Annotated in this window: 14 protein-coding genes and 1 tRNA gene; 8 read left to right on the plus strand and 7 right to left on the minus strand. The window is 72.6% G+C overall.

Annotated elements, in window-relative coordinates:
- Window positions 1-146: 146 nt before the first annotated feature.
- From ACZ7J0_RS07940 to ACZ7J0_RS07950, 3 genes are all read left to right on the plus strand, one after another.
- Window positions 147-3,410, plus strand: coding sequence for an FtsX-like permease family protein (locus ACZ7J0_RS07940; protein WP_470885022.1), 3,264 nt, complete (start codon window positions 147-149; stop codon window positions 3,408-3,410).
- Between the two features lie 71 nt (window positions 3,411-3,481).
- On the plus strand, window positions 3,482-6,283 hold the full coding sequence (locus tag ACZ7J0_RS07945) for an ABC transporter permease (protein WP_470885024.1): 2,802 nt from the start codon (window positions 3,482-3,484) through the stop codon (window positions 6,281-6,283).
- Entirely contained in the window at window positions 6,280-7,248 is a 969-nt protein-coding gene (locus ACZ7J0_RS07950; protein ID WP_470885026.1) for an ABC transporter ATP-binding protein, read from the plus strand. The genes ACZ7J0_RS07945 and ACZ7J0_RS07950 overlap by 4 nt, the downstream gene beginning before the upstream one ends.
- Window positions 7,249-7,355: 107 nt before the next feature.
- Here the strand turns inward: ACZ7J0_RS07950 and ACZ7J0_RS07955 are convergent, their stop codons facing one another.
- From ACZ7J0_RS07955 to ACZ7J0_RS07985, 7 genes are all read right to left on the minus strand, one after another.
- On the minus strand, window positions 7,356-8,015 hold the full coding sequence (locus tag ACZ7J0_RS07955; RefSeq protein WP_470885028.1) for a DUF8010 domain-containing protein: 660 nt from the start codon (window positions 8,013-8,015) through the stop codon (window positions 7,356-7,358).
- The gene (locus ACZ7J0_RS07960) at window positions 8,012-8,458 is read right to left on the minus strand and encodes an acyl-CoA thioesterase (protein ID WP_470885030.1); all 447 of its coding nucleotides are present in this window, start codon (window positions 8,456-8,458) and stop codon (window positions 8,012-8,014) included. Before ACZ7J0_RS07960 ends, ACZ7J0_RS07955 begins: the two co-directional genes overlap by 4 nt.
- A 2-nt stretch (window positions 8,459-8,460) precedes the next feature.
- Window positions 8,461-10,125: an energy-dependent translational throttle protein EttA gene (ettA, locus tag ACZ7J0_RS07965; protein WP_470885031.1), complete on the minus strand. Its 1,665-nt coding sequence runs from the start codon at window positions 10,123-10,125 to the stop codon at window positions 8,461-8,463.
- 237 nt (window positions 10,126-10,362) lie between these two features.
- A complete protein-coding gene (locus ACZ7J0_RS07970) occupies window positions 10,363-11,760 on the minus strand; it encodes an LAETG motif-containing sortase-dependent surface protein (protein ID WP_470885033.1) in 1,398 nt (465 codons plus the stop codon).
- 226 nt (window positions 11,761-11,986) lie between these two features.
- Window positions 11,987-12,454, minus strand: coding sequence for a single-stranded DNA-binding protein (locus tag ACZ7J0_RS07975; RefSeq protein ID WP_470885035.1), 468 nt, complete (start codon window positions 12,452-12,454; stop codon window positions 11,987-11,989).
- A 160-nt stretch (window positions 12,455-12,614) separates the two neighbouring features.
- Window positions 12,615-14,321 carry a GTPase gene (locus ACZ7J0_RS07980; RefSeq protein WP_470885037.1) on the minus strand — a complete coding sequence of 569 codons (1,707 nt, stop codon included), beginning with the start codon at window positions 14,319-14,321 and terminating at the stop codon, window positions 12,615-12,617.
- A 5-nt stretch (window positions 14,322-14,326) separates the two neighbouring features.
- Window positions 14,327-15,919: a dynamin family protein gene (locus ACZ7J0_RS07985; RefSeq protein ID WP_470885039.1), complete on the minus strand. Its 1,593-nt coding sequence runs from the start codon at window positions 15,917-15,919 to the stop codon at window positions 14,327-14,329.
- 314 nt (window positions 15,920-16,233) lie between these two features.
- Here ACZ7J0_RS07985 and ACZ7J0_RS07990 point away from each other — a divergent pair.
- The 5 genes from ACZ7J0_RS07990 to ACZ7J0_RS08010 all read left to right on the plus strand — a co-directional run bounded on the left by ACZ7J0_RS07990 (window position 16,234) and on the right by ACZ7J0_RS08010 (window position 20,484).
- Window positions 16,234-16,306, plus strand: a tRNA-Arg gene (locus ACZ7J0_RS07990).
- A gap of 441 nt (window positions 16,307-16,747) precedes the next feature.
- Window positions 16,748-17,095, plus strand: a complete 348-nt coding sequence (locus ACZ7J0_RS07995; protein ID WP_470885041.1) for a hypothetical protein — start codon at window positions 16,748-16,750, stop codon at window positions 17,093-17,095.
- A gap of 79 nt (window positions 17,096-17,174) precedes the next feature.
- Window positions 17,175-18,491: a lysine N(6)-hydroxylase/L-ornithine N(5)-oxygenase family protein gene (locus tag ACZ7J0_RS08000; protein WP_470885042.1), complete on the plus strand. Its 1,317-nt coding sequence runs from the start codon at window positions 17,175-17,177 to the stop codon at window positions 18,489-18,491.
- Window positions 18,473-18,856: a cupin domain-containing protein gene (locus ACZ7J0_RS08005; RefSeq protein WP_470885043.1), complete on the plus strand. Its 384-nt coding sequence runs from the start codon at window positions 18,473-18,475 to the stop codon at window positions 18,854-18,856. Before ACZ7J0_RS08000 ends, ACZ7J0_RS08005 begins: the two co-directional genes overlap by 19 nt.
- Window positions 18,853-20,484: a class I tRNA ligase family protein gene (locus tag ACZ7J0_RS08010; RefSeq protein ID WP_470885044.1), complete on the plus strand. Its 1,632-nt coding sequence runs from the start codon at window positions 18,853-18,855 to the stop codon at window positions 20,482-20,484. Before ACZ7J0_RS08005 ends, ACZ7J0_RS08010 begins: the two co-directional genes overlap by 4 nt.
- The last annotated feature ends 11 nt before the right edge of the window (window positions 20,485-20,495 follow it).

Raw genomic sequence — 20,495 nt, forward strand, 5'->3', positions numbered from 1 at the left:
CGTCTCGCGGGGGTCCGGTGTGCGGAATGCGGTCCTCCGGCGCCGGATAACGGTCACGATCGAGTCAAGGTCCCGGTGCAAGCGGTTTCCAGGGGCCGACGCCCTCTGAAAGCATCGAGCGAAAGTTCGATGCTTCAGGGGGACGGGTGACGGGGTTCGTACTTCTACGGGTCAGAGCGCACCGGCTGCTGCTGGCCGCCGCCCTCCTCGCCGTCCTGCTCACCACCTCCGTGCTCGCCGCCCTCGCCGGCTTCTCCGGCTCCGTGGGGGACGCGGCGCTCCGCGGCACCCTGGAGGGGAGAGCCGCGCCCTCGGCCGCGCTCGTGGTGAGCGGCCAAGTCCCGGACGACCGGCGCGAGTCGGCGGACCGGGCCGCCCAGGAGGGCGCCCGCGCGACCTTCGAGGGCCTGCCGGTGACCATGCGGAAGCTGGAGCGTTCGGGTCCCTATGCCCTGCCGCGCTCCCTCCAGCCGCCCGGCGCGCGCGGGGGCGAGCCTGATCTGACCCACTTCGCTGCCCTGGACCGCTCCCGGGTCCGGCTGGTGCGCGGCGCGTGGCCGGCTGCCGGGGCGGCCGGTTCCGTGCAGGTCGCGCTGCCCGAGGAGGCCGCGCGGCGACTCGGGCTCGCGCCGGGCCGGCGGCTCGAACTGACCGACCGGCTCGGCGGCCTGCCGGTGGGGGTGGACATCACCGGGGTCTACCGCCCGGCCGATCTCACCGACCCGTACTGGCAGTTGGACGTGGTCGGGGGACGCGGTGTGCGGACGGTCGTCTTCACGACGTACGGCCCGCTGCTCACCGACCCGGCGGCCCTCGGCTCCGGCCAGATCAGCTCCGGCGAGACCTCCTGGCTGGCCGTCGCCGACTTCACCGCCGTCACGACCGACCGGATGGACGCCCTGCGGGCCGCGTCGACGGACGCACCGAAGGCGCTCGCCGCCGACACCGCGTTCGGTACTCGGGTCACCGCCCGGACGTCGCTGCCGACCGTGCTCGACCAGACGCGGCGGGCGCTGCTCGTCGCCCGCTCCACGCTGATGATCGTGGCCGTGCAGCTGGTGATGCTCGCCGCGTACGCGCTGCTGCTGGTGGCCAGACTGCTCGGTTCGGAGCGGTCCGGCGAGACGGAACTGCTGCGCGCGAGGGGCGGTTCGCGCCGCCGGATCGCCTCGCTCGCCGCCGTCGAGGCGCTCCTCCTCGCCCTGCCGGCCGCCCTGGCCGCGCCGCTGCTCGCGGGGCCGCTGACCCGCCTCCTCGCCGGGCGTTCCTCGCTCGGCCGGACAGGTCTGCGGCTCGAAGACGCCCCGGCGGGGCAGGTGTGGCTGGTGGCCGTCGCGGTCGCCGTCTGCTGTGCGGCCGCCGTCGTCGCACCCGCGCTCGGTTCGGGGGGCGGGACCCGCGCCCGGGCCGCCGCGCTGCCCGCCCCCGTACGGGCCGGGGCGGACGTCGGCCTGCTCGTGGTCGCCGCCGTCGCGTACTGGCAGTTGGACCGGCAGACCGGCGCGTCCGGCGGCGGGGCGCTCAGCGGTGACCGGGACGGCGGCCTCGGCATCGACCCCGTGCTGGTGGCCGCCCCGGCGCTGGCGCTGCTGGCCGGAACCGTACTGACCCTGCGGCTCCTGCCTCCCGCCGCCCGCCTCGCCGAGCGGTGGGCTGCGGGCGGACGGGGGCTGCCGACGGCGCTCGCGGGCTGGCAGTTCAGCCGCCGCCCACTGCGCGGCGCGGGGCCCGTGCTGCTGCTCGTCCTGGCGGTGGCGATGGGGATGCTGGCGATCGGCCAGAGCGCCTCGTGGGACCGGTCCCAGGACGACCAGGCGGACTTCAGGACAGGTGCCTCGGTCCGGGTGCTCGGTAGCCGGGGGACGGACCCCGGCGAGGCCGGGCGGTACGCGACGCTCCCCGGCGTACGGGGGGCCGCTCCGGCTCACCGCGGCACGATGGAGCTGTCCGGGAACCGCACCGCGACCGTACTCGCCCTGGACACCGAGCACGCCGACGAGCGGATGCTGCTCCGCCGGGATCTCACGGACCGGGCGCCCGCCGACGTGCTCGGCGCTCTCACCCCTCCGAAGCAGCCCCCGAGCGGCCTGCGGCTGCCCGAGGGGACGAGGGGGCTGACGCTGGATCTGCGGCTCGCCGCGCCGTCCGGGACCTCTCCGCCGGTGGTGACGGCCGTACTGGAGGACCGTTACGGCATTCCGTACCGGCAGGTGGCGGGGCGACTGCCGGCGGACGACCGGGTGCACCGGCTCGCCGTGCCCCTGGTCACCGAGGCCGGCGGCCGGGCGGCGGGGCCGCTGGTCCTGACCGGCCTCGAGCTGGACGGGCAGGCGCCGCCCGGCGGCGGTGAGCACCGGTTCACCGTGCGGCGGGTCGGAGCCGCCCTGGCGAAGGAAGCCGACCGGCGGGTGCCCATCGAGGGGACCTTCAGTGCCTGGCAGGCGCGCCTGACGGTGAGCGAGTTCGGCCAGAAGCGACCGCCGACGCCGCTGGTCCCCGGTCCACCGGGAGCGCCGCTGACCGTCTCCTTCGTCACCGCCGCCCCGGACTTCGGCGTACGGATCACCGCGCCCCGGCCGGCGGCGCCCCCGCGGTTGAGCGCGGTCGCGACCGACGCGTTCATGGCCGCGTCCGGGGCGAGGAAGGGCGAGAGCGTCGATGTCACCCTCGGGGGGAACGCGTTACGGCTGGAGGTCGTGGACACGGTCCGCCGGCTGCCGACCACCGGACCCGGCTCGCGGAGCGGGTCCGTGACCGCCACACCTGACGACGGCGGCGCGATCCTCTTCGACCTGCGCGCCGCGAACCGGCTGCTCGCCCGCGACCCGACGGCCACCCTGCCGCCCAACGAGTGGTGGCTGAGCGCCGCGCCGGGCCGCGCGGCCGAGGTCGCCCGGGCGTTGCGGGCGCTGCCCGACATGGATCCCGCGCACGTGCTGGTCCGCGACGAGACCGCGACCGAACTGCTCGGCGATCCGCTGGGCGCGGGCCCGCGCTCGGCCCTGATGGCGGTCGCCGCGGCAGCCGCGGCGCTGGCCGCGGTCGGCTTCGCGGTGAGCGCGGCGGGCTCGACGCGGGAGAGGTCGGCGGAGTTCGGCGTCCTGCGGGCGCTGGGTGCCCCCCGGCGCCAGCTGGCCAGGCTGATCGCGGCCGAACAGGGCCTGCTGGTGGGGGTGGCCCTGCTGGTGGGCGTCGCCCTGGGCGCCGTACTGACCAGGGCGGTGGTCCCGCTGGTGCTCCTCACCTCCCAGGCCACCCAGCCGGTCCCCCGCGCTCTGGTCGAACTGCCCCCGGCCCAGGTGGCCCTGCTCCTCTCGGGCGTCGCCGCGTTGCCCCTCCTGATCGTCACCTCCATCGCCCTGCGCCGCACGGACCCCGTGGCGAGCCTGCGGCAGGGGGCGGCACGGTGAGGGGCGGACGGCCGTGGCGTCGCCGTCGGCCCACCCCGCTCCGCACCTCCGGCCTCAGGAAGGCAACCGACATGCCCCGCAAGCCCGTTGCCGTCGTGGCCCCCTGGGTGCGGACCCGGTTGCGGACCGCTCCCGGGGCCGCCTGCGCGTTCGCGTTGCTCGTGCTGTTCACGGCGTTCCTCGCGGCCGCCCTGCCGCGCGCCGTCGACGTGTACGAGACCGAGGGCTTGCGGCACGACATCCGCACCGCCGCCCCGCACACCAGCGTCCTCGAAGTGACCAGCCCACCCCTCGGACTCGAGCATCCACAGGCCGCCCGTGAGGCCGCGCTGCGCGCCGCGCCGCTGGCACGGGACTACCGGGCGATCACCGGGCTGCTGCCCGCGCCGGTCAGAACGGACCCCGTCGAATCGGCGTACGGGGTGCGGACGTCACAGCGACTGGAGGGCATCGACGGCTGGCTGCCCAAGCCGTACGGTCTGCCACCCCAGTTCGTCCTGTCGACCCAGTCGGCGCTCGATCGGCACGCCACACTGCGCTCCGGACGGCTGCCCCTCGCGCGGCCCGGCACGTCCGCGGGCACCACCGAGGTGGAGGCCGCGGTCACCGCCCGTACGGCCGAGTCCCTGCATCTGAAGGCCGGTTCCGTGGTGCATGTGCCGGCGAGCGGTGCCACGCCGCTCGCCGTGCGGATCACCGGCATTGTGGAACCCCTCCATCCAGGAGGCGGCTACTGGTCCGTCGAACCGCTGCTGCGCACCCCCACGTACGCCGCGCTCCCGGCGAGCGACGCCCCGCGCTTCTACTGGCAGGCCGCGTTGCTGCTGCCCCCCGACGCGGCCCCCGCCCTCCTCGCCACCACCGGCGAACCGGAGCTCTACTGGCGGCTCGCGCCCGACGCCGGGCAGCTGACCGCGCAGGACGCGCCCCGGCTGTCCGCCGCGATCGCCTCCTTGTCCGCGGGTCCCGAACTGCTGCGGATCCGTGAAGTGGTCGGCGCCACCGGCGCGCTCACCACCGGCCTGGGCACGATCCTCGACGGCTACAGCGGGACGCGGACGTCGATCGCCCCGGTGGTCGCGGTGGCCGCGTTCGGAATCGGGGCGGTCGCCGCCGTCGTCCTCGCCATGTCCGGGGGGCTGCTCGCCGCGCGCCGCGCCGACGAGCTGGCGCTGTTGCGCTCCCGGGGCGGGTCGCTGGCCGGCATCGGCGGACGGCTGCTCGCCGAGACCGCGGTCGTCGCGGTCCCCGCCGCCGCCCTGGGTCTGCTGCTGGCCGTGGCCGCCGTGGGAGAGGCCCGTCTCCTGCCCGCGCTCATGGGCGCGGCCGGCGTCACTCTCGTCGCGTGCGCCGCGCTGCCGCTGCGCGCGGTCCATCTGCACCGCAGGCCGCGGACGCACGGCGGCCGCGACGACCTGGTCGCCGTCCGGCCGTCCCGGCGCCGGACCGTCGTCGAACTGACCTTCCTTGCCCTGGCCGTCGGCGCGGTCGCCGCGCTGCGCCGCCGGGGCACGGGTGACGCGGGGGACCACCTGGTGAGCGCGGCCCCGGTTCTCGTGGGGCTGATCGCCGCGCTCGTTCTCGTACGGCTGTATCCGCTGCCCCTGCGCTGGGCCGCCCGGCCGGCCCGACGGCTGCGCGGCGCGGTCGGATATCTGTCGCTGGCGCGGGCCGGGCGTTCGTCGGCGACGGGCGCGCTGCCGCTGCTGGCGCTGCTCGTGGCGCTGACGACGGCCGCGTTCGGCGGTTCGGTGCTCGCCGGCGTGTCGGACGCGCGGGACCGCGCGGCGGTCCTGGCGACCGGCGCGGACGCGCGGGTGACGGGCCCCGGTGAGGGGGTGGCGCTGCCGGCGGGTCTGGCGGAAGCGGTCCGCGGGTCGGCGGGCGTACGGGATCTGGCGGTCGTCCAGATCGAGTACGGGGTGGCGTTGCCGGCCCGGGAGGGCGGTGCGCAGGAGGGCAGGAACGTGACGCTGGTCGGCGTCGAGCCGGAGTCGTACGCGCGGCTGGCCCGGCAGACCGGGCTCGGCGCCTTCCCGCCGGCCGTGCTCAGGTCCACGGGGACGGGCGGCGTGGGTCCACCGGGCAGTGGCCGCGGGGCGAAGGACCGGATACTGCCCGCCCTCGCGTCCCCGGCGGTCGCCGAGCGGCTCGGCGGGGACGCCGGGGCCATCGAGTCGCTGTCCGGGGACTTCTCGGTGAAGATCGCTGCCGTACGTCCACGGACCCCCGCGGTGCCGGGGTCCGACTTCCTGCTCGTGAACGCCGCCGATCTGACCCATCGCGCCCCGACAGCGGTACTGGCCACCGGGCCCGCGCTGGACGGGACGGCACTGCGGGCGGCGGTACGGGCCGAGGACGCGTCGTTCACCGTGCTGCTGCGCACCGAGCAGCGCGAGGCGTTCGTGGACTCGCCGATGCAGTCGGGCGCCGAGCGGATCTATGCGGCGGGGATCGGGGCCGGGGCTGGGTACGCCCTCCTGGCCGTCCTGCTGTCGCTTCTCCAGACCTCGCCGGAGCGGGCCACGCTGCTGGCGCGGCTGCGCACAATGGGCCTGACGGCCCGGCAGGGGCGGCGGCTCCTGGGTCTGGAAGCGGTGCCGCAGGCGCTGCTGGCGGCGGTCGGCGGCACGCTCGTCGGCTGGGCGACCATCGCACTGCTCGCCCCGGGCATCGACCTGAGCCGCCTCGCGCTCGCGACGGCGGCGGGAACCGGCGGCCCGGACGGAGTGCCGCTGCGCGCCGATCCGTGGTCGCTGGCCCTGCCGGCGGCCGGGGTGGTGGTCCTGGCGGGCGTGGCGGCGATGGCGCAGGCGTGGTGGGCGGCGCGACGGGGATCGATCAGGGAACTCAGGGCGGGAGACATGCGATGACCGGCACGGGAGCAGGGGCGGGCGGGGGCGCGGGCACGACCTTGGCGGAGCTGGAGCGACGGGCGACGGCGCGCCGCGACCGGCCCTCGTACGGACACGACGCGCTGATCGCCTGCGACCGCCTCGTAAGGATCTTCACGACCGACGGGGTGGAGGTGCAGGCGCTGCAGGGGCTCGACCTGCTGGTGCGGAAGGGCGAACTGATGGCGCTGGTCGGCGCGTCCGGCAGCGGCAAGTCGACGCTGATGAACATCCTGGCCGGGCTGGACGTGCCGACGGCGGGGGCGGCGAAGGTCGCGGGCTGCGACCTGCTGGCCATGGACGCGAAGGCGCGGCTGCGCTACCGGCGGGAGGTGGTCGGTTTCGTCTGGCAGCAGACCGCGCGCAATCTTCTGCCGTACCTGACGGCCGCCCAGAACGTGGCGCTGCCGATGCAGTTGCGGGGTCGCACGAAGAAGAAGGCCGAGCGGGTGGAGTCGCTGCTCGCGATGCTGGAGGTCGCGGACTGCCGCGACCGGCGGCCGCACCAGATGTCCGGCGGCCAGCAGCAGCGCGTCGCGATCGCGGTGGCGCTGGCGAACGCGCCGTCCGTCCTGCTGGCCGACGAGCCGACCGGGGAGCTGGACTCGGCGACCGGGGAGCGGGTGTTCGCGGCGTTCCGACGGGCCAACGAGGAGCTGGGCACGACGATCGTGATCGTCACCCACGACCAGACGGTCGCCTCCGAGGTCCGCCGCACGGTCGCCATCCGCGACGGCCGCACCTCCTCCGAGGTCCTGCGCCGCACGGAGGTCGACGAGGAGGGCCAGGAGTCGGTGGTGGCCCGCGAGTACGCGATGCTCGACCGTGCGGGCCGGCTCCAGCTGCCGGCGGAGTACACGGAGACGCTGGGCATGGAACACCGGGTGATGCTGGACCTGGAACCGGACCACATCGGCGTCTGGCCGGACACACCGGGGAGCTAGCCGACGGGCGGTCCACCCCCGGGCCCGCGCCGCACGGCCCGAGGCCACGCGTGACCGGCGGGAGCGCGACGCGGGGGCCGGGCCCGGCGGGCGGGCGCGGGGCGGTGTCAGCCCCTGGGGGTGACGGTCAAACCCAGGCCCGACGTCGTGCGCAGGGCGATGGAGCCGTAGGGGGTGCGCAGGCGGAGCCACGCGGATGTGGTGAGGAGGGCCGTGGGGGCTTCCTGGGGTGGGAGGAAGCCCAGGGACTGGGCCGCGTGGACCGCCCGGAGGGGGAGGCCCGTGCTGCCGAGGGTCCGGGACCAGATGTCGCGGCCGATGCGGTCCCGCTCCGCCCGTGTGCGCCGCTCCTCGGGGAGCGCCTCGTCGCGGGCGCGGAACTCGGCGACGGCCGCGGCGACCGCCGCCCGCATCGCGGTGACCCCGGGCAGGCCCGGGACCTCCCGCCAGCCGCCGCGCGGCGGCAGCACCCCGGCCCAGGGCGGGCCGGTGACCGTGTCCGGTACCACGGCCTTGCCCGCGCCCTCCTCGATGCCTTCGAGGAGTTCACCGGCGGAGACCGTGCGGTCGAGGTCGACCGGGTCGGCCAGCCTGGCCGTACGGATGGCCAGGACCTCGAAGGACGGCGGGCGGCCGAACACGGCCAGGGCCCCGCCGCCCCCTTGGAGGCGGACCGCGGCGGCCCTGTCGTAGTGGATCAGCCGGGCCAGGAACGCGGCGAGGTCCGCCGCCTCCCTGGCGTCGGCGAAGTGCAGCGGCGCCGTCATGCGGCGGCGGCCTCCTTCGGCCTGTTCTTCGCCGTGCCGTCGTCCAGGTACTCCAGGAGGAACGACTTCTCCTCGGCCGTGATGCGGCGCGGCCGCTGCGCGGCGAGGTCGAACGGCACCACGACGGTCGAGGCGCGGACGTACACCTGCTCCGGGTCCTTGACCTCGTACGCGATCGTCAGCGACGCCGCGCCGATCTTCGTCACCCAGGACTCGACGGTCACCGGCTCGTGCCGGTGCACCAGCGGGCGTACGTAGTCGATCTCGTGACGGGCCACGACGGACCCGCCGGAGAACGACGGAGAGCCGTCCCCCGGCGCCAGCCGGAACATGAAGTCGATCCGCGCCTCTTCCAGGTACCGCAGGAAGACGACGTTGTTGACGTGCCCGAAGGCGTCCATGTCCGACCAGCGCAGAGGGCAGCTGTAGAAGTGGCGGGCCACGATCAGCCTCGCGTCAGCTTCTTGTAGGTGGCGCGGTGCGGGCGGGTCGCGTCGGCGCCCAGGCGCTCGATCTTGTTCTTCTCGTACGACTCGAAGTTGCCCTCGAACCAGAACCACTTCGACTCGCCCTCGTACGCCAGGATGTGCGTGGCGACGCGGTCCAGGAACCAGCGGTCGTGGGAGACGACCACGGCCGCACCGGGGAACTCGAGCAGCGCGTTCTCCAGCGAGGAGAGCGTCTCGACGTCGAGGTCGTTGGTGGGCTCGTCGAGGAGCAGCAGGTTGCCGCCCTGCTTGAGGGTGAGCGCCAGGTTGAGGCGGTTGCGCTCACCACCGGAGAGCACACCGGCCGGCTTCTGCTGGTCCGGGCCCTTGAAGCCGAAGGCGCTGACGTAGGCGCGGGACGGCATCTCGACCTGGCCGACGTTGATGTAGTCCAGCTCGTCGGAGACGACGGCCCACAGCGTCTTCTTGGGGTCGATGTTGGAGCGGCTCTGGTCGACGTACGAGATCTTGACGGTCTCGCCGACCTTGATGTCGCCGGAGTCCGGGGTCTCGAGGCCCTGGATCATCTTGAAGAGCGTGGTCTTGCCGGCGCCGTTCGGGCCGATGACGCCGACGATGCCGTTGCGGGGCAGGGTGAAGGACAGGTCGTCGATGAGGACCTTGTCGCCGAACGCCTTGGAGAGGTTGTTGACCTCGACCACGATCGAACCCAGACGCGGGCCCGGCGGGATCTGGATCTCCTCGAAGTCCAGCTTCCGCATCTTGTCGGCCTCGGCGGCCATCTCCTCGTAGCGAGCGAGACGGGCCTTGGACTTGGCCTGGCGGCCCTTGGCGTTGGAGCGGACCCACTCCAGCTCTTCCTTGAGCCGCTTCTGACGCTTGGCGTCCTTGGCGCCCTCGACCTTGAGGCGGGTCGCCTTGGTGTCGAGGTAGGTGGAGTAGTTGCCCTCGTACGGGTGGGCGCGGCCGCGGTCCAGCTCCAGGATCCACTCGGCGACGTTGTCGAGGAAGTACCGGTCGTGGGTGACGGCGACGACGGTGCCGGGGTACTTGGCGAGGTGCTGCTCGAGCCACTGCACGGACTCGGCGTCCAGGTGGTTGGTGGGCTCGTCGAGCAGCAGCAGGTCCGGGGCCTCGAGGAGCAGCTTGCACAGGGCCACGCGGCGCCGCTCACCACCGGAGAGGTTGGTGACGGGCCAGTCGCCGGGCGGGCAGCCGAGCGCGTCCATGGCCTGCTCCAGCTGACCGTCGAGGTCCCACGCGTTGGCGTGGTCGAGGTCCTCCTGGAGCTTGCCCATCTCCTCCATCAGCGCGTCGGAGTAGTCGGTCGCCATGAGCTCGGCGACCTCGTTGAAGCGGTGGAGCTTGCCCATGATCTCGGCGGCGCCGTCCTGGACGTTCTGCAGGACCGTCTTGGACTCGTCCAGCGGCGGCTCCTGGAGGAGCATGCCGACGGTGTAGCCGGGCGACAGGAACGCGTCACCGTTGGAGGGCTGCTCGAGGCCCGCCATGATCTTGAGGACGGTGGACTTACCGGCACCGTTCGGGCCGACCACACCGATCTTCGCGCCGGGCAGGAAGCTCAGCGTCACGTCATCGAGGATGACCTTGTCGCCGTGCGCCTTGCGCGTCTTGCGCATCGTGTAGATGTACTCAGCCAAGAGAAACCGTCCGGCAATCAGTAGGGGTCGACATACGCTCCGCCGCCTCGGCGTCAGCGTCAGGGCAGATACACCCCATCTTGCCGTACGTCCATCCCACGACGGAAATGAGTACCGGGCACAGGGCACCTGCGAAGGTCGGAACGACAGGGCCCCGGTGCTTATTCCCGCACCGGGGCCCTCGTCCTCGGACGGTAGTCACGCGACTACCGACCGTCTTCGGCTTCTCGCCGTCCTCTACTCGCCGGCGGGCTTCCGCCTGCGGAGGAAGAAGACCGCGCCGCCGCCGACCAGCACCAGGGCCACGGCGACCCCGGCGATCATCGGGGTGGCGTTGGAGCTGCCCGTCTCGGCGAGGTCACCACCGCCGGTGCCGCCACCGGTGGAGGCGCCGCCCGCCGAAGCGGGGCTGGGCTGCGAGGACGGCGGCTCGGAGGGGGTCGGCGTGGCCGTCTTGCAGTCGAGAACGCCCTTGAAGGTCTTCTTGAAGCCGTTCGGGCCGGTGATGGTGAAGTCGTACGCCTGGTCCTCGGCGACCGGGATGGTGACGGTCTTGGACCGGCCGGCGGCGATCGTGTACTTCAGGCCCTTGAGCTCGAAGGTGAACGGCTCGTCGCCCTTGTTGGCGGCGGTGATGTCCACGCCGCCCTTGGCGCAGTTCTTCTCCGCGGACAGGGCCGGGATCGGGCCCTTCTTCGCCCAGGTCGCAGCGGCGGTCGCGGACACCGTGGAGGTGCTCGTGCCGGCCAGGATCAGCGTCTGGCTCTTCGTCTCGCTGACGAACGCGCGGCCGATCGGGACGGTGGTGTCGGCCTGGACGCTCAGCGACGTCGATGCGTCGGCGATGCCGGCGGGCACGTCGAAGAAGACCTTGGCGCCGTTGGCGACGTCGGTGACGACCTTGCCGTCCTTGTCGACGATCTTCACACCGGCGGGGGCGCCCGGGGCGAGGCTGACCGTCGCCCTGGCGGCGTTGGTCTGCACGGTCACCGGGCCGAGGCGCTCACCGGGATGACCGGCGACCGACGGCGGGTCCAGCTTCAGCGAAGCACCCGGTTCGTTGAGGTTCTTCGCCTCCTTCTCCAGGTACGCGGTGAGCTTCCGGGCGTTCTCGTCGACCGGCTCCGCCTCGACCTTGTCGGAGAAGTGCCAGATCGCGGCCTGGGTGCCGGCCGCCGCGGTGCCCTCGGTGAGCTTGTCGGCGCCGACCTTGTCCGCCAGCGCCGCGAGGTCGTTCACCTGCGGGAAGGAGTTCTGCAGGATCCACCGGATCTTGCCGGCGTCGGCGTTGTTGTGGAGCGAGGACTGCTCCCAGCCGACCTCCTTGTACACCGTGTTCTTGATGGCGCCGGTGCGCAGGTCGATGCAGTAGGTCTGGATCGCGCCGCCGGGCTGGACGGCCATCTCGAAGAGACCCGCCTCGGCCTGCCACGGCTTGCCGCCGCCCGGCTCATGGATGGTGACGGTGTCGTGGAGCGTGAGTCTGCCGAGCTTGGCCGTGGCGCCACCGGAGCTTTGCACGCCCTCGTCGGCCGCCGCCGGTCCCGCGACGGCTATCGCACCCGCAGCGACGAGGCCGGTGGCCAGGGTCGCGACGGCAAGGCGGGCAGTGCCGCGCCTCCGTACAGAAAACATGGAATTCCCCTCTGGGCGAGGCGACCCGCGTCTCGTTACGCGTGGGGGGAGCGCTTCGCCTGCAGACTCAAGTGCCGCGTGAGTACGCGGAAATCCTAGGGATGCGGATCACCTCTGGCCTCGACCATGTCATCCGATAACCATTCCGACTCGGAATCGTTATCAGCGGAACGGATTAGACCGCGGGGCCCTGGTCGCACGAGCGACAAATCCTTCCAACTCCCGTTCACAGCACGGGCTCCGGGGTCTCCTGCCCCCGGGCCGCCGGCACCGGATCCAGAGGCTCCGAGTCGTCCCGCGACCCCTCCCCCGGGCTGTCGACGGGACGCGGCCCGGCCCTCACCACTCTCCTGAACGCCGAGGTCCCACGCGTCAGATCGTGTCCGACCGCCATGGCGTCGATGTCCACGAAGGTCTTGCGCCGCCCGTCCCTCTCCTCCTCGCGCACCTTCAACCGGCCGTGCACGACCAGAGGTTCACCGACCGTCACGGACGCGGCCAGGTTCGCGCCGAGTGTCCGCCAGGCCCAGACGGTGTAGAAGCTGGTGCTCCCGTCGGCCCAGCCGCTTCTCTCGCGGTCCCAGCGGCGCGCGGTCACCGCGAAGCGGAACCTCGCCACCCCGCCCGTCACCGTCTCCCGATAGTCCACACCGGTCGCGACGTTGCCGACCAGCGTCACCAGCGTGTCGTTCATGACGCCCTCCCGCCCTCACTGCTGCTGCCATGTCCCCATGCTGGACGGGCCGGGACGATTCCGCCGGGGCCTGTGGACGAGCGAGACGTTGGGGAAAACCCCGTCACCCGTCCGAGGGATTCGCGGGACGTCAAGGCGGGGGGCGCTCCTGCGGGCGGCGTTACGCGCGGCTCCCCGACACCGCCACGTACTGCTCCCGCACCTCGCGGTAGCGCATCAGTTCCCCCGCGACCGGATCCAGTACCCGGGCCCGCCCGCAGGCCGCCGCCGCCTCCTTCAGGCGCCGCTCGGTCTCCTGGCCGTACCGTCGCGCGGGCCCGTTCGCCGCCGCCGCGCACGCCCACTCCACCAGCGGCCCGCCCACGATCCCCGCGAGCATCACCAGGACGGGAGGCAGCAGCTCCGGGTCGAGTACGCCGACGATCTGGCCCACCAGCCACAGGGCGCCGAAGATCTGAAGCAGCGTCATGGTGGCCTGGGTGAGCACCGCGGCCGGCCACCACGCGGGCCGCGGCGGCTTGACGGCCGGTTCCGCCGCCGTCACCGCCAGCTCGTCGAGGGCCTCGGGCAACCCCTCCGCGCCACGGACCGCCGCCTCCCGTACCGCCTGCGCCCAGGGCGCGGGCAGCCCGTGCGCGGCCTCGTCGGCCACCACCCGTACCGCCTGCTCCACGCGCTGGCGCGCCGTCAGCTCGTCCTCGACGGGCACCCCGGCGCGCGTACCCATCCCGCCCGGGATCCGTACCCGCTCGTACCAGCGCCACAGCCGCAGCCAGGGCGTGCCACAGGCCCGGTTCGCGTTGCGCCGCCAGGCGCGCTCCGCCGACTCGCCCGCCGCCGTGGCGCCGACGGCCACCGCGAGACGGGCCGCGAAGTCCTCCCGCGACCGCTCGTCCAGCCCCGGACGGCCCTCGGCGACGTAGACGGGGCGCAGCCGGACGGCGGCCGCGTCCACATCGGCGGAGAGCCGCCGCGCCGCCGCGTTCCGCTCCTGAACGAACTTCCCCAGGACCTCGCGCAGTTCTCCGACGCCCTCGCCGGTGAGCGCCGAGAGGGCGAGCACGGTGGCGCCGGGCTCGCCGTGCTCGCCGAGGGCGATGCCGTCCTCGTCCAGGAGGCGGCGCAGGTCGTCCAGGACCAGGTCGGCGGCCTCGCCGGGCAGCCGGTCGATCTGGTTGAGCACCAAGAACGTGACCTCGGCGTGTCCGGCGAGCGGCCTCAGATACCGCTCGTGCAGTGCCGCGTCCGCGTACTTCTCCGGGTCGACGACCCAGATCACCGCGTCGACCAGGGCCAGGATCCGGTCCACCGTGTCCCGGTGCTGGGTGAGCGCCGAGTCGTGGTCGGGCAGGTCCACGAGGACGAGTCCCTGGAGCGCCTCGTCGCCCGCGCCGCCCGCGAGGGGCCTGCGGCGCAGCCGGCCGGGGATGGCGAGCCGGTCGAGGAGCCCGGCGGACCCCTCCGACCAGCTCAGCGCGATCGGCGCCGAGGTGGTGGGGCGGCGGAGCCCGGTCTCGGAGACCGGGACCCCGGCGAGGGCGTTGAAGAGCATCGACTTGCCGCTGCCGGTGGCACCCGCGATGGCCACGACGGTGTGGCGCGAGGAGAGCCGCTGCCGGGCGGCGGCCTCGTCCAGGACCCGTCCGGCCTCGGCGAGGGTCGCGCCGTCCAGCCGGGTGTGGGAGAGCCCGATCAATTGCCGCAGGGCGTCCAGACGAGCCCACAGCGGCCCGCCGTACGCGCCGCCGATCGGCACATAGGGCTCCCCCTCGGCGTCCGTCGGTCCCGCCTCCTCCGCCCCTTCGGCCTGCTCGTTCGCACGCCGGGCGATCAGCCCGTCGTCCCAGCGGTCGTCCACCGCACTCACCACTGTCACCTCTGCTTCTGAAGTACGGACAACGCGGCGATCAGCTCGGCCTGTGGCTCGGGGGTCACATCGAGCGCCCGCAGCGGTGCCAGGCGCTGGTCCCGTTCGGTGTGCAGGACGCGGTCGAGGTAGGACGTCATGAGCGCGCTGCCCCGGTCGCGCAGACGCAGTGCGCTCTGGGCGCCGAGCAGTTCGGCGAGCCGGTCGCCGGCGCCCCGGGTGCGCCGGCCGCCGAGCAGGGCGCAGGCGAGGAGGGCGGCGACGGTGTCCGACTCGGGGGGCGTGCCACGTTCCTGCCCCCGCAGCTCCTCCTCGGCCAGCTCCTCCAGCTCCCGCCGCCAGCGCCGTACGGCCATCCCGATCCGCTCGGTCGCCTCCCGGTCGCCGCCGATCCGGCGGGTGGCGAGGGCCCCGGCGGCGGGCTCCCGCCGCCATGCCTCGCGTACCTGCTCGTCGGCGGCGGCGACCGCGCACTGGAGCAGCGCGATCAGTGACTCGACGAGCGCGTCGAGGAGCTCGTCGGCGGTGCTGTCGCGGGGGAAGCCGCGCCACCGGGTGCGGGCGTCGCCGGCGAGCACCGCGCCGCGCTGGAGCCGGCTGCGGACCCGCTCGCCCTCTTGCTCGTACGCCCCCTCCACCGCGGAGCTGAGGCGTACGGCGGCGGCGTACTGGGCGGCGACGGCGCCCGCGAGTTCCGGCATCCGGGCGTTGAGGGAGTCGATGACGCCGACGGCGGTCCTGACGACGGCCTGCTGGCGGGCGGCCGGGTCCAGCGCCAGGTGGGCCAGCCAGCCGCGCAGCGGGGCGACGGCGGTGTCGGGCAGCAGTCCGCTGCCGCCGCCGGCCGACTCGGGCAGCTCGGGGATGGTGAACCGGGGCACCTCGCCGAGCCCGGCCTTGCGGAGCAGCGCCTCGTACTGGCGGGACACCTCGCCGATCACCTGGTGCGGGACGCGGTCGAGGACGGTGATGAGGGTGGCGTCGTACTCCTTGGCCGTGCGCAGCAGGTGCCAGGGCACGGCGTCGGCGTACCGGGACGCGGTGGTGACCATCACCCACACATCGGCGGCGCAGATCAACTCGGCGGCGAGTACGCGGTTCTCGACGACGAGGGAATCGATGTCGGGCGCGTCGAGGAGTGCCAGCCCGCGCGGGAGCGAGGACGCGGTCTCGACGCGCAGGGTGTCGGCCGCCGAGGACTGCCCGGCGCCGTCGGTCTCGTCCTGCTGCGGCAGCCAGACACGGGTGAGTTGCGGCAGGACCCGCATTCCGGCGAACCAGTGGTGGTCCTCGGGGTGGCAGACGAGCACGGGGGTGCGGGTGGTGGGCCGGAGTACCCCCGCCTCGCTGACCCGGCGTCCCACCAGCGAGTTGACGAGCGTGGACTTTCCGGCACCGGTGGAACCGCCGATGACGGCCAGGAGTGGGGCTTCGGGGTCTTTGAGCCGGGGAACCAGATAGTCGTCGAGCTGAGCGAGCAGCTCGGCCCGGGTCTGCCGGGCCCGGGGCGCACCGGGAAGAGGAAGTGGGAGACGCACGGCGGCGACACGGTCGCGCAGGGCGGAAAGTGCGTCGATGAGCTGAGGCCGTACGTCCATGGTCACCACATGTGAAGAATGCCCAACTTTGGCGCCTTTTTGAAGCGTATAGCATTCTCTGCGCGCCGATCGGACACTTGGGACAGAGGGGACGAGTGGGTCTCAGGCATAACGAGTGCACAACACCCGGGCCGTGAGACGCGAAAAGCGCTGCGGGAATCGCACCTGCCTGCGATTATCGTTCCGCTTCACCGAACCTCCACATCGTGCCACGGAGGTGAAGCAACCAGGCCAAGGCGACCGGAGCCCTATCCTTGTCCCGGCAAGGTCACGGACCACCCAACGGGGCTCCAGGCCACCACGGCCGCGATCCGGCCCCCGTAGCTCAGTGGATAGAGCAGGCGCCTTCTAAGCGCTTGGCCGCAGGTTCGAGTCCTGCCGGGGGCGCACACGCCGGGCACATGCCGCCTGACCGAATAGGCCCTCCCTCCGGGAGGGCCTTTCCCGTGGGGCCGGGAACCCCCTGCCGGCACCCCTGCTCCCCGGGCGACACAGGGGCCATTCGGGTTGACCCGACCTGAAACAGCACGGGCGGATCGCCCGAACCCGGACCATTGGACGCACCGCGCAGACCGCCCGCAGGGGGGTCCGGGCCGGAATTCGACCCTCCGATAAACCCCCCAGGGGGCACATATGTCCGAATTGGCTGGCTTCTTCGCTCTGCATCTTCCTGCTTGCATCAAGGTGACCGGCACCACCGGTTGAAAGCGCCCGGCGCTCCGAGCAGGATCATCTCGTGGCCAGAAAACGCCACGACGAAAACTAAATGGGGGCGGGAAAAGAATGAGGTCGATACGTAAAGCTGTCCTGGGGGGGATGGTTGCGGCGATGCTGCTTCTTGGAGCGAACATCGTGGACCGTGCGCCGACCGACATCGAGGCGGCCGCGCTTTTCACCGGCGTGACGAAGACTGCGGAAACGATTATCCGGGTGAACCCGGACGACAGCGGCTGGGGAACGGCCCCGGGAAAGCGCGATGACAGCGGCTGGGGCGTCGCCCCCGCCAAGGCGGACGACAGCGGCTGGGGCATCGCTCCGGCCAAGGCGGACGACAGCGGCTGGGGGGTCTCCCCCGCGCACGTGGACGACAGCGGCTGGGGCGTCGCCCCGGCCCGCCCGGACGACAGCGGCTGGGGAACTGTCCCGGTGAACCCGAACGACAGCGGCTGGGGATAGACCCCAGAAATTCACTCAGAAGATCCGGACCGGCGCGCGATCCGCCCGACCGGTGACCTCACCATGCCTGGAGGCTGTCTTGAGTAGGAGAGAAGTAGAGATACTCGCCATTGGGGCGGGCCCCTCCAACCTCGCGCTGGCGGTGGCGTTGGAAGAATTGGCACCGGAGGACGTTGCCAGAAATACACTGCTGATCGAGCAGAACGACTCGGTGGTCTGGCAGCCCGGAATGCTGCTGCCGTGGACGCAGAGCCAGGTGTCCTTCCTCAAGGACCTGGTGACCGTCCGGAATCCGGTGAGCCGGTTCTCCTTCATCAACTTCCTGCACAGCAACAACAAGCTCAACGAGTTCATCAATCTCGGCACTTTCACGCCTTACCGCCGCGAGATCTCCGACTATCTCAACTGGGTGGCCCGCTCGCTGAGCCTGGTCAACATCGAATACGGCCGGCAGGTCACGTCCACGCAGGCCGTCCTGGACGAGAACGGCACCCCCCAGCGCTGGCTCGTGGAGCTCTCCGACGGCTCCTCGATCAGCTGCCGCTACCTCGTCGTCGGGGCCGGGCGCGACGCCCACATCCCCGAGGTCCTCTCCACCGTGGACCGCCGGCGCCTGATCCACAGCACCGAGTTCCTCCAGGGCCTCGAAGCGCTGAAGGACGCGCCGCGCAAGGTCCTGGTGATCGGTGGTGCGCAGAGCGCGGCGGAGATGCTGTGGACCGCCTACAACCGCTTCCCCGAAGCGGACTGCACCATGGTGATGCGCTCCATCGGTCTGTCCGTCTACGACGGCAGCAAGTTCACGAACGAGCTCTTCTACCCCACGTTCACCAGCGACTTCCACTCCGCGCTGCCCGAGGCGCGCGAGCAGATGCTCACGGAGATGCACCGCTCCAACTACGCGGGCCTGGCACCGTCGTTGCTGGACTCGCTCTACCGCCGCATGTACGAGGAGAAGCTCGCCGGCACGCAGCGGCTGCGGATGCTCACGATGCACGACATCACCGAGGCCCGCGACGAGGGCGACGGTGTGGTGCTGACCGTCCGCGACCGCAAGACCGGCCGGAGCACCGAACTCGAGGGCGACGTGGTGCTGCTCGGCACCGGATTCGACCGGTCGATGCCGAAGCTCGTGCGCGGACTCGCCGCCACGCTGGGCGCCGAGGAGATCTCGGTCACCCGCAACTACCAGCTGGAGACGCCCGTTTCGGGTGGCGCCGCCTGCTACCTGCAGGGCGTCAACGAGGCCACGCACGGCATCTCCGACTCCCTGCTCAGCGTCCTCGCGTCGCGGGCCGGGGAGATCGTCCAGGACATCCTCGGCCACCTGGCCGACGATGCGCAGCTCGTACCCGACTCCACGGAGGAGAACCGCTCATGGAACTACGCAGCCTAGACCGCGACGCACTGGTGCACGAGAACGGTCTGGACGCCCAGCGACTGGTTCCGTGGCCCGCGCTCAACGCCCCCTTCGAGGGCTCCTGGTGCGTGATCGCGCCGGGCACCGCCTCGACCCCGCACTCCCACCACGAGTACGAGATCTTCATCGCCCTGTCCGGCTCCGCGTTCCTGGAGTCCGAGGGTGAGCGCAGGCCCTTCGTGGAGGGCGACATCGTGCACTTCCCCCCGGGGATCGCGCACCGGGTGGTCAATGAGTCCGACGCCGACTTCCAGATGTACAGCGTCTGGTGGGACCTGGACATGACCGAGCGTTTCGCCAAGCGTCACGCGGAGAGCGCGCCGGGAGGGGAGAGCGCATGACCGAGGCTTCCGCGGCCCCGCGCCGCACGGTCATCATCGCTCCGCCGCCCACGCCCAACGGAGACCTCCACGTGGGGCACCTCGCGGGTCCGTACCTCGCGAGTGACGTCTACGCGCGCTACCTCCGTGCCTCCGGCCGGCCCGTGATCTTCGCGACCGGCACCGACGACAGCCAGACCTATGTGGTGGGCAGCGCCCACCGCTCGGGCACCACTCCCGAGGAACTGGCGGCCCGTTGCTGGGAGCAGATACGCACCACGCTGGAGGCGGCCGGGATCGCCGTGGACGGCTTCGCGCCCTTCGACAACGGCTACCGGCAGACCGTCCTCGACTTCGTGACCGACCTGCACTCGGCGGGGAAGTTCCAGGAGCGCGTCGTACGCCTGCCGTACGTGGAGGCGACCGGCGAGTACCTGATGGAGGGCCTGGTCGCCGGGGACTGCCCGGTCTGCCTCCTGGAGAGCCGCGGCGCCCTGTGCGAGTCGTGCGGGCACCCCATCGAGCCCGACGGGCTGCTGCGTCCCTACTCCACCGTGGACCCGTCCGCCGAGGTCACCTATCGCGAGGCGACGATCCTGGTGCTCCCGATGGAGGAGTACCGCGAGCGTCTGACCGCGTACTACGAGGAGCACCAGGACACGCTCCGCCCGCACATGGCCCAGCTGGTCCGCGAGGCGCTCAGCCGTCCGCTGCCGGACTTCCCGGTCACCTACCCCACCGGCTGGGGCATCCCCGCCCCGTTCGCCGAGACCCCGGGCCAGGTCATCAACGCCTGGGTCGAGGGAATGGCCGCGTCGATGTACTGCACCTGGTACGCGGCGAGCCAACTGGGCGAGCGTGCCGACCGGTTCGACGAGCAGTGGCAGGCCGAGCACGGCATCGAGCTGGTCTACTTCCTCGGCTTCGACAACACCTATTTCTGGGGCATGACCCACCTGGCGCTGCTGATGGCGCACGGTGACCGTTACGTCCAGCCGCACGCCATCGTCTCCAACGAGTTCTACGAGCTGGAGAACGAGAAGTTCTCCACCAGCCGCGGCCATGTCGTGTGGGCGGCGGACCTGGTGGCGGAGGTTCCCCGGGACCTGGTCCGCTTCTATCTGGCGCTGAGCGCGCCCGAGCACTCGCGGACGAACTTCAGCCGCGGCGCGCTCGACTCCATCGCCGCCTCCCGGCTGGTGGAGCCGTGGAACCGGCTCGCGGACCAGCTCGACACGCTGCTCGACGACGCGCCCGAGGGGCCGCTGCCCGTCTCCGCCACCGGCGCCCGCCAGGCCGCGATCATCACCGAGCGGTTCAAGGCCGGCTACGAGCTGCCGGCGTACAGCCTGCACCGCTCGGCGGACGCCGTGGTGACCTATCTCGACCGGCTGGTCCTTCAGTCGGAGCGCGTCGACGGCGGCGACCCGCGGCAGACCGGCGACCTGGTGCTCGCCGTCCGCACGCTGCTGGCGTGCGCGGCCCCGCTGCTCGTCGACGTCGCCGCCCGCGCGGAGCGCGCCGGAATCGACCTGACCATCACGGACAGGTCCGACGCCACCGAGGTCGAGCCGCTGTCCCTGCCGCGGCTGAGCACCAAGCCCGGCGTGGACGAGCCGGCCGACGGCCTGGTGGAGAGCCGCGCCTGACCGTCGGCCCG

It is taken from the genome of Streptomyces sp. NPDC038280 (assembly GCF_055600045.1).